This is a genomic window from Streptomyces sp. NPDC093984 (assembly GCF_044764595.1).
In the GTDB taxonomy this organism is placed as follows: domain Bacteria; phylum Actinomycetota; class Actinomycetes; order Streptomycetales; family Streptomycetaceae; genus Streptomyces; species Streptomyces cynarae.
The window spans coordinates 165434-181193 of record NZ_JBIWIM010000008.1; the positions used below are offsets into that span (position 1 = coordinate 165434).

A 15760-nucleotide genomic window follows, 5' to 3' on the forward strand; every position below is an offset into this window, starting at 1 on the left:
GGGAGGAGGGGGAAGGGCTAGCGCCTCGTTCCGCCCCGTGGGCGGTGACGGTGCGCCAACGCCTCGTACGAGGCGGCCAGCGCCGGCGCCGCGGTCTCGTACGTCCGTTGCGCCACGCCCACGAACAGGCAGTCCACCACGAGCAGTTGGCTGGTGCGGGACGACATCGCGGCCGGGCGCAGCTCGCTCTCGCGGGCCGTGGACGTGGTCAGGACGTGGTCGGCGTACTGCGACACCGGGCCGTCCGGGCGGCCGGTGATCGCGACGGTGGTCGCGCCGTGCTCGAAGGCGACGCGCAGCGGTTCGATGACGTCCCCGGTGGAGCCGGAGTGCGTGATCGCGATCGCCACGTCCTTGGCGCGCAGCTGCACGGCGTTGGTGACGGCGAGGTGCGGGTCGCTGTGCGCGTGGGCTATGAGGCCTATTCGCAGCAGCTTCTGCACCAGGTCCTGGGCGACGAGCCCGGAGGCGCCTATGCCGTAGACGTCGACGCGGCGGGCGGTGGCGAGCGCGGCGACGGCGGCGCCGAGCTGCACGGTGTCGAGTCCGGCCGCCGTGTCGGCGAGGGTCTGCTGTTCGTCGTGGGCGAGCTTGGCGACGACGTCGGCGATGGGGTCGTCGACCGCGATGTCGGCGGTGACGGACGGGGCGCGGCCCGACTGCTGTTGGGCGGCGAGACCGGCGAGGGCGAGCCGGAGGTCGCGGTAGCCGGGGTAGCCGAGCAGGCGGGCCGTGCGGACGACGGTGGCCTCGCTGGTGCCGGTCAGTTCGGCGAGCCCGGTGACCGTGAGCGCCGCGCAGCCGGCCGGGTCCCCGGCGACGGCCTCGGCGACGCGCTGCATGGACCGGGTCATGGACGGTGCGAGGGTGCGCACCTTGGCGGCGAGGGCGGCGGGAGCGGGTGGCACCCCCGGGCCCACCGGCCCTGCGAAAATTTCCTTCACGTCGCGGGTCACATCTGAAAGCTATTTTCGATTCGGCCGTCCGGTCAAGAGTGCGCACAATAGGGGCATGGACCCCATCAGCCCCCTGGAGCAGGCCCTGCACGCGGCGCGCGCCCTGGTGCTCGCCGACCTGGTCGCGGGCGAGGTCGCCCAGGCGGACGTGGTCTCACTCGTCGAGGACTCCGTGGTCCAGCGGCGATGGTGGGTCGAGCAGTGGCCGGACGGCGCCGACTACGTGGCGGGCCTGGTCGCGCAGGACGTCCAGGACGCGCTCCTGGAGCGGTACGGCCGCTGGCCGTTGTGCCCGGTCTGCGGCTCCGGCGACCCGCACGCCCTCGACGTCGAGCCGGAACTCGGGCCCAATCCGCACTGGGTGTGTGCCAAAGCCGGTGTGAAGGTCGCGGCGGTGGGCTCGCTGGGCAGGGCGACGGGCGGGATGACGTCCTCGTGACGGTCTACATCGACCCTCCCGCCTGGCCGGGGCACGGCCGCCTGTGGTCGCATCTGATCAGCGACGTCTCGTACGACGAACTCCACGCGTTCGCGGGGAAGCTGGACGTGCCCCGCCGCGCCTTCGAACGCGACCACTACGACCTGCCCTCCCACCGGTACGCCGACGCGGTGGCCGCCGGTGCGGTGGAGGTCTCCAGCCGCGAGGTGGTGCGGCTGCTGCACGCGTCCGGACTGCGCCGGCGCAAGGGCCGCGAGCAGGGGCTCAGCGGTGCAGCGCGTACGCGTACGTCTCCTCGTCCTCACTCACTCGGGTGAACCCGGCCCGGGTTATGACGCCCTGCGAGGGGGTGTTCGCCCGCTCGATGGTGGCGAACAGCGTGCCGACGTCGTCCCTGGCCAGGGCCCACGCGGCGAGGGAGCGCAGCGCCTCGGTCGCGTAGCCGTGGCCGCGGGCGCCCTCCACCAGGTCGTAGCCGACCTCCGCGCGTCCCTCCTCGTCCGGGGCTCCGTGGAAGCCCATGCTTCCGACCGCGCGCCCGTCCTCCCTCCGTACGAGCACGAAGACGCCCCACTCCGGCCGGTGCACGCCGGCCTCGTAGGCCTTCACGAGCATCCCGGCGGCTTCCCGTGTGCCCTCGAACGGGCCGCCCTCGATCCAGCTGAACCCGCCGTCGCCGCCCGCGCTCAGGTCGCCTGCGGCCGCCGGGGTGACGCCCTCGAGGGTGAGCCGTTCGGTGGGGATCACGAGGTTGTTGTACCAGTGCCACTCGGTGACCGGGGCGCGGCCGGGCAGGTCGCCGCGGCCGGTGGCCCACAGCAGGGTCCGCCAGTGGTCGGGGCCGGGCCGGACCTGCGGGAAGATCCGGGTCAGCGCGTACGCGCACAGCTCGGCGGGCGGCTCGTAGGCCAGCCCCAGGCCCTCGGCGATGTCGTGGGTGTGCAGCAGGACCTCGGTGACCCCCATCGCGGCGAAGCCCTCACGGTTCGCGCTGTGGAAGGGGAACGGGTGGAAGGCGCGAACCTCGCGAGGAGTGGCGCGGATGGCGGCGACGAGCAGGGCGCCGGTCGTCCGGAGGAGGTCGAGCGCTGCGTCGTTGCCGGCGTCCTCCGCCAGCCCGAACGTCAGGGGCAACCGCGTCTCGGCTCGCCCCGCGAGCCCACCCGCATACCTGAGCAGAGCCCCGGCCATGTGCTCCGCCGTCCGTCGGCAGCTCCACTCCAGCCGGCCAGCCCTCGCTTCCCAGTCCCGGTCCGCCGCCGTCCGCAGCAGCTCCACGGCCCCCGCGACGGCTTCCGTCACCCGTTCCCCGCCCATGCTTCGCATGCGAGGCAGCGTACGGGCGCGACGCTCATCGCAGCGACAGCATTTCCAGCTCCGAGGTGATGTTGTGGCGTGCCGTCGCCTCCCACTTCTCCCGCCCGTACGGGGTGCGGAACAGCCTTGGCAGGTCGAGGAGTTGGCGCAGAACCGCCGCGCGGCCCTCGCGGAACGCGTCGTTGGGCACGAAGTGGTACTCCTCGCGGACGGCCGCGGTGTAGGCGGCGTACGCCGAGGGGGGCGAGGCGAGGATCGCGAGGTCAGCGTCGCACAGGACCTGGCCGTCGCGGTCGTCGTCGGCGGGGTCGTGGGTGACGGTGAGGCGCACCAGACGGGCGACCTCGGCGGTCCTCTCCTCGGACACCCCGGCCTCCGGCAGCGCGCGCTCGGCCAGACGTGCCGACCGCTCCTCGTTCTCCGACCGCTCCGGCAGGTACACCGCGTCGTGGAACCAGGCCGCGAGGCGCACCGCGTCCGGGTCGTCCGCGTACTCCTCGAGGACGTCGACACGGCCGAGGACCGCCGCCAGATGCTCCACCGTGTGGTACCGGCGCTGCGGCTCCGACCAGCGGCGCAGCAGGTTGTCGGCGTAGGGCGCGGGATCGGGCCGCTCCGCACCGCCCCGCACGGCGAGCAGGGTGCGCCGCCAGCTCTCACGCAACGCGTCGAGGTCGGTCATGGGGGCATTCTCCCCTGTGCGCCGGTGGGCACCTAGCGTGGGGCGCATGACGAATGCAGACCTGCACGACGACGTACGAGACCCCGAGCTGCCCGGACTGCTGCTGACGACCGAGCGCGACGCGCTGATCCCGTTGCTGCGCTCCCGCCCGGACGCGGACTTCGCGCTGCCGACCGCCGCGTGTCCGGGCTGGACCGTGCGGCACGTCCTCGCGCACTGTTCGGCCGCCCTGACGCGGGTGGTGGAGCACCGTTTCGAGAAGGGCGTGTTCAGCCCCGAGTCGAACGACCGCGACATCGCCGAACGCGCCGGCTGGACCAACGCCGAGGTCGTCGACGAACTGGAGCGCGGCATGACCGAGGCGGGCGCCGCGATCGCGAAGGCGGGCGGGGGGCTCGACATGGTCGCGCTCGGGGAGTGGGTGCACGGCGGGGACGTGCGGGAGGCGTTCGGTGAGCCGGGGGCGTACGCCGGTGACGGGCTGCCGTACGCGCTCACCCTGCTGGCCCGCGTGTCCCGGGAGAAGGGTCACGTCCCGCTCCACGCGGACCTCGACGACCTCGACGAGCCCCTGCTCCTGGGCGACGCGAACGGCGAGCACCCGCCCGCCCGGTTCATCGGCGAGGCGTCCACGCTGGTGCGGCTCTACTCCGGCCGGCCGCTGGGCGGGGCGCGCTACGAGCTGGCGGGCGTGGAGGAAGGGGAGCTGAACCTCTTCGGCTGAGGACGGCCGTACGTCCGAGGCGGCGGCCGGTGCCCTGTCGCGGCCTCGGACCCCGTCGTCGTACCCTTGGATTGGACTAGACCTGTAGCCGCTCCACGGGAACACCGACGGAAGGGGTCCTATGAGCACGCGTGCAGTCCTGGAGGTGATCGCCCTCGACGTCGAGGACGCGGTCGCCGCCCAGGCCGGAGGCGCGGACCGCCTCGAGCTGGTCACCGACATGGCCTCCGACGGGCTCACCCCGCCCGTTGCGGCCTTCGCCGGGATCCGCGCCGCCGTCGACATCTCCCTGCGCGTGATGCTCCGCCTCGGGGACGGGTTCGCGGCCGGTGACGTCGAGGCGCTCGTACGGGCCGCACGGGAGCTGCGTGCCGCCGGCGCCGAGGAGTTCGTGCTCGGGTTCCTCGGCGAGGACGGCGGGCCCGACCTCGACGCGGTGGAGCGGCTGGCCGGGGAACTGGACGGCTGCCGCTGGACCTTCCACCGCGCGATCGACCGCGCCGCCGACCGCGACGCCCTGCGCAAGCAGCTCGCCGAGGCGCCCGGCCTGGACACCTACCTCACGGCGGGCTCGCCGGACGGCGTGGACGACGGCCTGCCCACCCTCGTCGCCGAGGCCGCCCGGCGCGGCGAGCCCGGCTACACCCAGCGCCTCATGGCGGGCGGCGGCCTCCGCCTCGACCACGTCCCGCGACTGCGCGCGGCGGGCGTCGACGCCTTCCACATCGGCGCGGCGGCCCGCCCGGGCGGCTGGACGACACCGGTGTCGGCGGAGGCGGTGCGGTCGTGGCGCACCGCGCTCGACGCCTGACCTGACCGGCTGCGACACGGTCGCCCGGAGTGTCCGGCCAGTGATCACCGGGTCGCGGTTCCCGGGCGGCCGGCTGTGTGCGAGCACGCGACGGGACTGCGTGCATCAGGTTCACAACCATAGGCACGGAATATCCACAACCGTAGGCACGGACGCCGGTTTGTGATTGGATGCGCGGACTGTACCCGTCCGCCGCGGCCTCCCACGCGATCGTGGAGGCCGCCGTGGCGCGGGAGGAGGGCCTGGGGGGCCTTCGTGGATGGGGACTCAGGGGGGTTTCCTTGGCGATGTCACAAGGCGAGGTGGTGGCGGGCGCCACCGGACACGCACACAGACGCAGACACAGACGCAGACACACCCGGCGGCGCGGCCTGGCGCTCGCCGTGACGGCCGCGGTGACCGCGGGTCTGATCGGGCTGGGCTTCACACAGGCGCAGGCGAGCGAGACGACCGGCTCGGTGGACACCCTCCGGACCGGCTGGGACCGGAGTGAACCGAACCTCGGCCCGTCCGACGTCCGCTCCTCTTCCTTCGGGCAGCTCTGGAAGGCTCCCGCGCAGCTCGACGGGCAGATATACGCCCAGCCGATCGTCGTCGGCGGCATGGTGGTGGCGGTCACCGAGAACAACAAGGCCTACGGCCTCGACCGCACCACAGGGGCCGTGCTGTGGCAGCGCAGCTTCGGGCCCGCGTGGCCCGCGTCCACCCTCAACTGCGGCGACCTCGTGCCGACCATCGGCAGCACCGCGACGCCGGTGTACGACCCGGCCAGTGGGGCCCTCTATCTGACCACCAAGGTCGACGACGGTCCGGCCGCCCTGAGCCCGCACTGGTACATGCACGCGCTCGACCCGGTCACCGGGGCGGAGAAGTCCGGCTTCCCCGTGACGATCCAGGGCACCCCGTCCAACGACCCCACCCAGTCCTTCCTGCCCGCGTACCAGATGCAGCGTCCGGGCCTTCTGCTGCTCGACGGGGTGGTGTACGCGGCGTTCGGCGGACACTGCGACGCCAAGCCCTATCGCGGCTACGTGGTCGGCGTCAGCACCACCAACCCCTCGGTGACCTCGATGTGGGCGACGGAGACCGGCGCCAGCAACAGCGGGGCCGGCGTCTGGCAGTCCGGCGGGGGACTCGTCTCGGACGGCCCCGGCCGCATCTTCCTCGCCACCGGCAACGGCGTCAGCCCGGCGCCCGGCCCCGGCAGCGCCCCGCCCGGCACTCTCGCGGAGTCCGTGGTCCGGCTGCAGGTGCAGGCCGACCGGAGCCTGAAGGCCGCCGACTTCTTCAGCCCGTCCAACGCGCCGACCCTGGACCAGCAGGACAAGGACCTGGCCTCCGGCGGGCCGGTGGGCCTGCCGGACAGCTTCGGCACCGCCTCCCACCCGCATCTGATGGTGCAGCAGGGCAAGGACGGCCGGGTCTTCCTGCTGGACCGCGACGACCTCGGCGGGAGGTCGCAGGGCACCGGCGGGACCGACGACGTGGTGGGGATCACCGGGCCGCTCAAGGGCCAGTGGGGCCACCCAGGGGTGTGGGGCGGTGACGGCGGTTATGTCTACGTCGTCGGCAGCGGTGGCTCACTGGTGGCGCTGCACCGCGGCGTGACGGGCTCCGGCGACCCCGCGCTGTCCGTCGCCGGGTCCAGCCAGGACTCCTTCCCTTACACCAGCGGATCGCCCGTGGTGACCTCCGACGGAACACGCTCGGGCAGCGCCCTGGTGTGGGTGGTCTGGTCGGGCGGGTCGACCGGCGTCAACGCGCAGCTGCGCGCGTACGAGCCGGTTCCCGACGCGAACGGCGTCCTGCCGCTGGTCTGGTCCGCGCCGATCGGCACCGCGCCGAAGTTCGCCACCCCGGCCACCGACGGCGGGCAGGTCTTCGTCGGCACCCGAGAGGGCAAGGTCTACGCCTTCGGCAACCCGGTGGGCAGCCCGCTCAAGGGCGGCCCGGTCGACTTCGGGCTCGTGCCGGTGGGCGGCTCCGCGAGCACCGACGTCGTCCTGACGGAGAACCAGAACCCGTCCCAGTCCCTCGGTATCAAGGGCGTCACCGTCGACGGCCCGTTCACCGCGGACACCTCGTCGCTGCCGCCGACGATCCTGGCGGGCGGGCAGCTGTCGATACCCGTCTCCTTCGAACCCACCGCGGTCCTGGGCACGAGCGGAACGCTCACCGTGGCCACCGACGCCGGCAGTTTCGCACTGAGCCTGCACGGCGTCGGCACCAAGCCCGGTCTTGCCGCGTTCCCGGGCACGGTGTCCTTCGACAACCAGCCGACGGGGACCACGGCCACCGCGAACGTCCAGCTGACGAACACGGGCACCGACCCGGAGACCATCACCTCCGTCACCTCGCCCGACGGACCGTTCACGGCCGCCGACCTGCCGAGCGCCGACCCGGCGAACCCGACGGTGATCCCGCCCCAGAGCTCGATCGTCCTGCAGGTCGGGTACGCGCCCACGGCCACCGGCCACAACTCCTCCTCGATCGCACTGAGCAGCACCAGCGGTGCGCTCACCATCCCGGTCGAGGGCGACGCGATCAGCGGCCAGGGCCATCTGGTGTTCAACCCGACGACCCTCTCGTTCGGCGCGGTGGTCCGCGGCACGTCGAGCACACGGACCTTCACCATCACCAACACGGGGAACATCCCGGTCACCGTCACCAAGGCGAAGGCCCCGGCAGGTGTGTTCAGCAGCGCCGACCAGCTCCCGGAGGGCCTGGTCATCGGTCCCGAGCAGAGTGTCCGGCAGACGGTCACCTTCGCCCCGACCGTGAGCGGCAGCCAGTCGGCCACGTACGAGGTCACCGGCGACGCCGGGCAGGGGGCACAGCTGGAGCCGCTCACCGGCATCGGTGTGCCCCCGGCGTCGCAGCTCGGCACCGTGCTGGCACGGGACTACTCCGGCACCCTGTGGCAGTACCGCGGCACCGGTGTGCCCTCGGGGGCACTGGCTGCCCGGGCCGCCATCGGAACCGGGTGGAACACCTACAACCTCATCACCAGTGTCAGCGGTGAGACGGCGGACGGCACCGGAACCGCCGTCGGCCGTGACAGCAACGGCGCGCTGTGGTTCTACCAGGGCACCGGCAACCCGAAGGCGCCCTTCGCGCCCCGGAAGCAGGTCGGCACCGGCTGGAACATGTACAACTCCATCGTCGGCGCCCGTGACGTGACCGGGGACGGCAAGGCGGACCTCGTCGCCCGTGACAGCGGGGGCGGCCTGTGGCTGTACCGGGGCACCGGCAACGCGTCGGCGCCCTTCTTCCTGGCCCGTACCTCGATCGGTTACGGCTGGAACATCTACGGTTCGATCGTCGGCACCGGTGACCTGACCGGGGACGGCAAGGCGGACCTCGTCGCCCGTGACAGCGGGGGCGGCCTGTGGCTGTACCGGGGCACCGGCAACGCGTCGGCGCCCTTCCTGGCCCGCATCCCCATCGGTTACGGCTGGAACATCTACAGCTCCATCGTCGGCACCGCCGACCTGACCGGGGACGGCAAGGCCGATCTCGTCGCCCGTGACAGCGGGGGCGGCCTGTGGCTGTACCGGGGCACCGGCAACGCGTCGGCACCGTTCCTGGCCCGTACCTCGATCGGTTACGGCTGGAACATCTACAACTCGCTCATCTGACCGAGGCCGGAGGCGCGGCACCGCGTGAGGGGCCGCGCCTGCCCTCGGGGATCTGGTGGTGGCGCCACCTAGCCGAGTTGCGGCGGCAGCGGCGCCGCGTGCGTGACGATCAGGCCCGAGACCGCTCGGGTGAGGGCCACGTACAGGCGGCGCAGGCCGGTGCGTTCGTCCGGCTCGCCGTCGACGACGGCCTGGGGCTCGTCGAGTACGACGTAGTCGTACTCGAGACCCTTGGCGAGTGAGGCCGGGACCAGGGTCAGCCGGGTCTCCTGGGTGGTCTCCTCACCGGGGGCCAGATACGGGACGCCCGCCGCCGCCAGTGCCTCGGCCAGAGCGGGGACGCGGGCGTCGGCGGCGATCAGACCCGTCGAGCCCTCGTTGCGCAGCAACTGCGCGCAGGCGGCGACGACTTCGGTGGCGTCCGTGACCGAACGGACCTCGAAGAAGCCGGGGTTCTCGCGGACCGACGCGACCGGCGTCAGGCCCGGCGCGATGTGCGGCAGCAGCCGGGAGGCGTACGTGATCACGTCCGTCGGCACGCGGAAACCCGCCGTCAGCTCCTCGATCACCGCCTCCGGCTTCCCGAGGTGGGCCAGCGCCTCCTGCCAACTCCGCGTCGCCCACGGCGTGGTGCCCTGCGCCAGGTCGCCGAGCACGGTCGCCGAACCGGTCGTGCAGCGCCGGCCGACCGCCCGGTACTGCATCGGGGAGAGGTCCTGCGCCTCGTCCAGCACCACGTGCCCGAGCGAGTGCGTGCGCTGCACCAGGTCGGTGGCCTCGTCGATCAGCACGGCGTCCGCGGGAGACCACTTGGCGGACTTCACCGACCTGACCGGCTTCGACCAGAGGATCTCCTTCTGCTCGTCCGCGTCGAGGACCCCGTCCGCGTGTGCGGCGAGGAAGTCGGCGTCGGTGAGCAGCCGCAGAACCAGCTTGGCGGGGTCGACGGGTGGCCAGATCGCCTTCACCGCCGCCTTGACTGCCGCGTTGCGGGCCACGGCGTCCTGGACCCGGTCGTCCGGCGCCTCCCCCGAGCGCTCCATCTGGACGAGCACGGCGTGCGCGATCCGCTGCGGCAGGGCGTCGCGGGCGGCGCCGTACCGGATGTCCCGGTCCAGCAACTCGCGGACGATCTCCTCCAGTTCGTACGCCGGCACCCGCCACCGCCGTGAGCCCCGCACCACCACGACCGGCTCGGTGGGCATCGTCACGTGCGAACGGACGGCTCGGCGCAGGACCTCCGCCATGCGCGCGTCGCCCTTGATCACGGCGGCGGCCGCGGTATCCGTGCCGCGCACCTCGACGTGCGCGACCAGGTCGTCGACCGTCGCCTGTTTGACCTCCAGCTCGCCGAGGGCGGGCAGGACCTGCTCGATGTAGTGCAGGAAGGACTTGTTGGGGCCGATGACGAGGGTCCCGGTGCGGGCCAGGCGCTCGCGGTGGGCGTAGAGGAGGTAGGCGACGCGGTGCAGGCCGACGGCGGTCTTGCCGGTGCCGGGGCCACCCTGGACGCACACGGTCCCGGACAGTCCGGCTCGTACGATCTCGTCCTGCTCGGGCTGGATGGTGGCCACGATGTCGCGCATCGGGCCGACACGCGGGCGCTCGATCTCCCGCTGGAGCAGCTTGCTGGTGGTGGCGGCCTCGGCGGGGTCGGAGAGGTGTTCGTCCTCGTACGCGGTCAGGTCCCCGCCGGTGTAGCCGAAGCGGCGGCGCAGCCCGATGTCCATCGGGTCCTTCTTGGAGGCCCGGTAGAACGGCTGGGAGACGGGGGCGCGCCAGTCGATGACCATGGGGTCGCCGTCGGCGTCGTGCACGTGCCGGCGCCCGATGTAGAACCTCTCGCCCTCCGCCCCCTCCGCCTGGTCGGCGCCGGGGGCGTGGAGGTAGTCGAGGCGGCCGAAGAAGAGGGGGGTGTGGCTGAGGTCGGCGAGGGCCTTGATGCGTTCCGCGATCTGGTGGGCGAGGACCTCCGCGTTGACCCAGTTCGCGGTGACGTCGCGGATGTCGAGGTTCTCCACGTCCTCGCGCATGGCCCGCAGGGCGGCCCGGGAGGCGGCGAGGTGGGCGCGCTCGCGGGAGAGGGGGTCGGTGTCGGTGCCGGGCGGAGTGGTCGGGGTGGACACGGAAAGGTGCCTCCGGGGCGTGGCAAGGAGCCGGGCGGTACTCGGGCACGTGCGCGCGCGTACCGGCGGCCGGCTGCTGCGGTGACGGGTGGCGGTTCTGCCGTCCGGTTTCCGTCCGGACGACGGCTCTCCGTGAAGGGAGGCGGGCAAGAGAGGGGATTGTAGGTGACGGGCGGATACGGCGGCCAACGGTTTTTCCGCCGCGCCGGCCGCCGCCTCAGGGGTGGGGCCCGGGTGCCCTAGGGGCCGGTGTCCGTCCCGGGTACTACGCGGGGGCGACTGAAGGGGGAGGTGCGGGCCGTGCAGGTTACGTCCCTGGTCCGACGCCATTCGGGTTGTGCGGCGCCACCATGGAGACATGAGCGCTGCAACCTTCACCCCCTCCCGGCACGGCCCGCCGCCCGGCGCGACGGCCATCGACGGCGACCACCACCGTCACCGCCTCGCCGACGCCCTGCGCGCCGTCAAGGTGTTCCTGGGCGCCGCGGTGGACGTGGTCCTCTTCGGCGAGTACGGCGAGGAGGCGGGCATCCGCCGCCGCCCCTAGTCACCCGGCCCTCTCAGCTCTCCCCGGCCAGCATCTCGTCCGCGTCCACGATCCGGTACGCGTACCCCTGTTCCGCCAGGAAGCGCTGGCGGTGGGCCGCGAAGTCCTGGTCGATCGTGTCCCGGGCGACGACCGAGTAGAAGTGGGCCTGGTGGCCGTCGGCCTTGGGGCGCAGCACCCGCCCCAGCCGCTGAGCCTCCTCCTGCCGCGACCCGAACGTCCCCGACACCTGGATGGCGACCGTCGCCTCCGGCAGGTCGATGGAGAAGTTCGCGACCTTGGAGACGACGAGCACGCTGATCTCGCCCTGGCGGAAGGCCTCGAAGAGCTTCTCGCGCTGTGCGTTGGACGTCTCGCCCTTGATGACGGGCGCTCCCAGATGCTCACCGAGCTCGTCCAGCTGGTCGATGTACTGCCCGATGACGAGGATCTGCTGCCCGGCGAAGCGTCTGACCAGCGCCTCGGTCACCTTCCGCTTGGTGTCGGTGGTCGCGCAGTACCGGTACTTCTCCTCCGTCTCGGCGGTGGCGTAGGCGAGCCGCTCGGAGTCGGTGAGGTTCACCCGCACCTCCACGCAGTCGGCGGGCGCGATGTACCCCTGGGCCTCGATCTCCTTCCACGGCGCGTCGAACCGCTTGGGCCCGATCAGGGAGAACACGTCCGACTCGCGGCCGTCCTCCCGCACCAGCGTCGCCGTCAGCCCGAGCCGCCGCCGCGCCTGCAGGTCCGCCGTGAACTTGAAGACGGGCGCCGGAAGCAGGTGCACCTCGTCGTAGACGATGAGCCCCCAGTCACGGGAGTCGAACAGCTCCAGGTGCGGGTAGATGCCCTTCCGCTTGGTGGTGAGGACCTGGTAGGTGGCGATGGTGACCGGCCGGATCTCCTTCCTGGTCCCCGAGTACTCGCCGATCTCCTGCTCGGTGAGCGAGGTCCGCTTCACCAGTTCGTGCTTCCACTGGCGTGCGGAGACGGTGTTGGTGACGAGGATCAGCGTGGTCGCCTTGGCCTGCGCCATGGACCCGGCGCCGACCAGGGTCTTCCCGGCGCCGCAGGGCAGGACGACGACACCGCTGCCGCCGTGCCAGAAGTTCTCCACGGCCTGCTTCTGGTAGGGCCGCAGCGCCCAGCCGTCCTCGCGCAGCTCGATGGGGTGCGCCTCGCCGTCCACGTACCCGGCGAGGTCCTCGGCCGGCCAGCCCAGCTTCAGCAGCACCTGTTTGATCTGCCCGCGCTCGGAGGGGTGCACGGCGACGGTGTCCTCGTCGATCCGGGCCCCGACCAGCGGAGCGATCCGCTTGGAGCGCAGCACCTCCTCCAGGACGGGCCGGTCGGTGGTGCTCAGGACCAGGCCGTGGGCCGGGTGCCTGGTGAGGGTCAGCCGCCCGTACCGGTCCATGGTGTCGGCGATGTCGACGAGCAGCGCGTGCGGCACGGGATACCGGCTGTACTGCACGAGCGCGTCCACGACCTGCTCGGCGTCGTGACCCGCCGCGCGCGCGTTCCACAGCCCGAGCGGGGTCACGCGGTAGGTGTGGATGTGCTCGGGCGCCCGCTCCAGCTCGGCGAACGGCGCGATGGCCCGACGGCAGTCGTCGGCCTGCTCGTGCTCGACTTCGAGGAGCAGGGTTTTGTCGGACTGGACGATCAGCGGACCATTCACGCGCGGCTGCCTTTCTGCACGGCTCTGCACGGCTCTGCACGACTCTGCTCGGCCAAACGTCCAGTGTGCCTCATAGCAGGACGATCAAGGCCGGCTCGCGGACGGTCACTCCTGGTCGTCCGCGAGTTCCGCGACCCCCGTGACCCGGTGCAGCGGATAGGTGCGGACCTCGTCCGCCGTGTGGTCGTACGCCGTCACGAAGCCGCCCTCCACGCGGATGGGGGCGATGACGCGCTGGCTGGCGGTGCCCTCGGCGTTGACGTAGCCGATCCACAGGGACTCGCCGGTGAGCACGGCGGCCTGCATGGTGGCGAGGGTCTCGGCGGAGGTGGTGCGCGGGAGGTCGCCTTCTGTGGCAGGGGAGCCGGTGGGTTTGCGGGGGGCCGTGGAGGCCAGGTCGCCGGCGCGGATGGCGCGCAGGGCGGCCGTGAGGAGGGTGGCGTCCGGGGTCGGCGGGCCGTCCGGGACCGGCTCGGGCGGGGTGCGCGGCGGGGTGCGACGGGCGTGGGCGCGGGCGATCAGGACGTCGCCCTCGGCGGACTCGGCGGCCGGGGCGAGCCCCATGGCGCGCAGCCCCTCCAGGAGGGTCGCCGGGTCGGTCTGCGCGGCCAGGACGGTCGGGGCGAGGCGGCGCAGGCGCAGGGCGGCCGAGCGCTTGTCGGCGAGGATCTCGTTGAGCAGGGCGTCGTCGTCGCAGCGCACATACGCCGAGGCCGCGCCGACGCGCAGGTGACCGTGCTTCCGCGCGACGTCGTCGATCAGATAGGCCAGCGGCTGCGGGACCGGCGTGCGGGAGTGGGCGGCGAGGAACGCGTGCAGGTCGGACGCGGTGCGGCCGGCGTCCAGGGCGCGGCGGACGGAGGCGGGCGTGAAGCGGTAGACGGTCGCGCCACCCTTCGACTCCACCTCGGCGAGCACGCCGAGCACGTCGGCCAGCGGGCGCTGCAACGGGCCTGGGGCCACCGCCGTGAGGTCCGCCTGCAGCAGGACGTGGTCCAGCGGTTCGGGCAGCAGCGGGGCGAGCAGGCGGGCCGCGCGCGAGGCGGCCGCGGCCTGCTCGGCGGGGGTGAGCGGGGCGCGGGGCGCGGCGGGCCGGTGTTGCTGGTGGTGGACGGGGAGCTTGTCGCCGGGGCCGGTCGCGGTGGCCTCGACGGCCGGAGTGTGACCGGAGGGCTCCCCGATCAGGGCGCGGCCGTGGGCGGACAGGGCGCCGCGGCCGGTGACGCCGAGGAGTTCCGCCTCGGAGAGGGTCCACTGGGCGAGGCGGGTGCGCAGGTCGTCGGCCGGGGGCTGGGGGGCGGCGGGCTGGACGGCCGCGGGCCGGGTGCCGCGCGGGGGCCGCTCCCAGCGCAGCCGGGCCAGGATCGACTCGGGGGTGGCCGAGGCGCCTTCCGGCAGACCGGCGAGCAGAGTCAGGACCCGATGGCGGACCTCGGGCGCGGACGAGCGGTCGAGACCGGGGCCGAGCGCGGACAGGGCGCGGTCCTTGGCGTCGCGCCCGCCGACCAGACCGGGGGTGCGGGTGGCGGCCAGCCAGGCGGTGGCGAGCCGGGTCCACCGCTCGGCGGCGGGGCGTTCCAGCCACTCGTCGTAGGCCGGGGTGGCCGCGTACCGCTCGTCGGCCTCGCCGTCGGAGGCCAGCAGGCCCGCCGCGTAGGCGAGTTCCACCCAGAAGGCGGCGACGGGCTCCGGCACGTCGAGGGCGACGGCCGTCCGCTTCAGGTCCCGCACGCTGAGCCCGCCGGCCCGCAGCACGGCCGGCCCGCCCTCGTCCCAGTCCTTCAGCAGCTCCTCGACGGTGGCGAGCGCCGTGTACGCCTGACCGGCCGCGGTCGCGTCCACAACCTGTGGACGGTGCGTGGCGGCGGGCTCCACGGCGGGCGGCAGCGGCTCGGGACGGCGGTGCGCCCGCCCGGACCGCAGATGCAGGGCGACTTCGCGGGGGAGTACGACGGTGCCGGGTGCCGTGGGCAGCAGCAGACCGCGGTCGAGGAGCCAGCGCAGACGTGGGGCGGGGTCCGGGGTGACCTGCCCGTACGGCGGTCCCCACACCAGCCGGTGGAGCACCTCGAGGGACTCGGCGGGAGCCGTGGCGAGGAGCGCGGCCATGCGGGCGCGGTCGCTGAAGAGGCCGGTGAGCGAGGAGACGGCGGACACGGCGTCGTGGGTCGTCGGCAGCCCGACGGCGGTGAGGATCTCCTGGATCCGCCCCGGGGACATGCCGGCGGTGGCCTCGGCGACGGTGGGGCCGAGGCCGGTGGGGGAGGGGTGCTGCGGGGTGGGGGCGAGCAGCTCGCGCGCGGTGCGGACGAGGTGGAGCCGGTCGTCGGTGCCCCACACGAGAGCCTGCTCGCGCAGGGTGGCGAGGGCGTGGGGGACGGCCTCGGCGACCACGGGGTCGGCTTCGGCGCCGCCGTCACCGGTCATCAGCTGGAGGAGTTCGCCGTACGACGCCGGGTCCGCGGCCACGGCGAGTGCCTCCGCCGTCTGCTGGGCGAACCGGTCGAGGCGCTCCAGCGCGCGGACGACACTGGCGCGGGTGGCGGCGCGGGTGGCGAGCTGGGTGAGGTCGGTGGGGACCGGGGTGATGAGGTCCGGACGGGCGCGGAGGAGGGCGGCCAGCGAGGCGTCGTCCTGGGCGCGCAGGAATTCGGCCAGCGAACGGGGCGCACCGGTCCCGGCGGCTTCCTTGCGTGAGCGCTCCTCGGTCGTCATCCGGTCAACGGTAGCGGGTGTAACGCTCCCCACGCCTGCCCCGACGGGGGCGGAGCCCCCTGAAGGGGCGCGGGGAACTGCGCGATCAGCCACGTGCGGCCCGCAGCGGGGTACTTGCCCAGCCACTCCACCCTTCGGGCGGAAG

General features: G+C 73.3%; 12 protein-coding genes. 6 read left to right on the forward strand and 6 right to left on the reverse strand.

Annotation, left to right across the window (positions count from 1 at the left end; genetic code table 11):
• Positions 1-17: 17 nt before the first annotated feature.
• Positions 18-956, reverse strand: coding sequence for a MurR/RpiR family transcriptional regulator (locus ACIRC0_RS27545; RefSeq protein WP_403620797.1), 939 nt, complete (start codon positions 954-956; stop codon positions 18-20).
• A 55-nt stretch (positions 957-1011) separates the two neighbouring features.
• Between ACIRC0_RS27545 and ACIRC0_RS27550 the strand changes: the two genes are divergently transcribed.
• Positions 1012-1395: a hypothetical protein gene (locus ACIRC0_RS27550; RefSeq protein ID WP_403620800.1), complete on the forward strand. Its 384-nt coding sequence runs from the start codon at positions 1012-1014 to the stop codon at positions 1393-1395.
• The gene (locus ACIRC0_RS27555; protein ID WP_403620803.1) at positions 1392-1712 is read left to right on the forward strand and encodes a DUF4031 domain-containing protein; all 321 of its coding nucleotides are present in this window, start codon (positions 1392-1394) and stop codon (positions 1710-1712) included. Before ACIRC0_RS27550 ends, ACIRC0_RS27555 begins: the two co-directional genes overlap by 4 nt.
• Here the strand turns inward: ACIRC0_RS27555 and ACIRC0_RS27560 are convergent.
• Positions 1660-2721: a GNAT family N-acetyltransferase gene (locus tag ACIRC0_RS27560; protein WP_403620806.1), complete on the reverse strand. Its 1062-nt coding sequence runs from the start codon at positions 2719-2721 to the stop codon at positions 1660-1662. The genes ACIRC0_RS27555 and ACIRC0_RS27560 overlap by 53 nt on opposite strands.
• Positions 2722-2746: 25 nt before the next feature.
• Positions 2747-3394 (reverse strand): hypothetical protein, encoded by a 648-nt coding sequence (locus ACIRC0_RS27565; RefSeq protein WP_403620809.1) that lies wholly within the window; start codon positions 3392-3394, stop codon positions 2747-2749.
• Between the two features lie 46 nt (positions 3395-3440).
• On the opposite strand from ACIRC0_RS27565, the gene ACIRC0_RS27570 reads away from it, so the two are divergent.
• The 3 genes from ACIRC0_RS27570 to ACIRC0_RS27580 all read left to right on the forward strand — a co-directional run bounded on the left by ACIRC0_RS27570 (position 3441) and on the right by ACIRC0_RS27580 (position 8567).
• Entirely contained in the window at positions 3441-4118 is a 678-nt protein-coding gene (locus tag ACIRC0_RS27570; protein ID WP_403620812.1) for a maleylpyruvate isomerase family mycothiol-dependent enzyme, read from the forward strand.
• Positions 4119-4239: 121 nt separating this feature from the next.
• Positions 4240-4929: a copper homeostasis protein CutC gene (locus tag ACIRC0_RS27575; protein WP_403620815.1), complete on the forward strand. Its 690-nt coding sequence runs from the start codon at positions 4240-4242 to the stop codon at positions 4927-4929.
• A 287-nt stretch (positions 4930-5216) separates the two neighbouring features.
• The gene (locus ACIRC0_RS27580; protein ID WP_403621135.1) at positions 5217-8567 is read left to right on the forward strand and encodes a choice-of-anchor D domain-containing protein; all 3351 of its coding nucleotides are present in this window, start codon (positions 5217-5219) and stop codon (positions 8565-8567) included.
• Positions 8568-8635: 68 nt separating this feature from the next.
• Here the strand turns inward: ACIRC0_RS27580 and ACIRC0_RS27585 are convergent, their stop codons facing one another.
• Entirely contained in the window at positions 8636-10600 is a 1965-nt protein-coding gene (locus tag ACIRC0_RS27585; protein WP_403621138.1) for a HelD family protein, read from the reverse strand.
• 451 nt (positions 10601-11051) lie between these two features.
• On the opposite strand from ACIRC0_RS27585, the gene ACIRC0_RS27590 reads away from it, so the two are divergent.
• A complete protein-coding gene (locus ACIRC0_RS27590; protein WP_403620818.1) occupies positions 11052-11240 on the forward strand; it encodes a hypothetical protein in 189 nt (62 codons plus the stop codon).
• A gap of 13 nt (positions 11241-11253) precedes the next feature.
• Here ACIRC0_RS27590 and ACIRC0_RS27595 read toward each other — a convergent pair whose 3' ends face one another.
• Both ACIRC0_RS27595 and ACIRC0_RS27600 read right to left on the reverse strand, forming a co-directional pair.
• Positions 11254-12900 (reverse strand): DNA repair helicase XPB, encoded by a 1647-nt coding sequence (locus tag ACIRC0_RS27595; RefSeq protein WP_403620821.1) that lies wholly within the window; start codon positions 12898-12900, stop codon positions 11254-11256.
• Positions 12901-13005: 105 nt separating this feature from the next.
• Positions 13006-15615 (reverse strand): helicase-associated domain-containing protein, encoded by a 2610-nt coding sequence (locus tag ACIRC0_RS27600; RefSeq protein WP_403620824.1) that lies wholly within the window; start codon positions 15613-15615, stop codon positions 13006-13008.
• Positions 15616-15760: the final 145 nt, after the last annotated feature.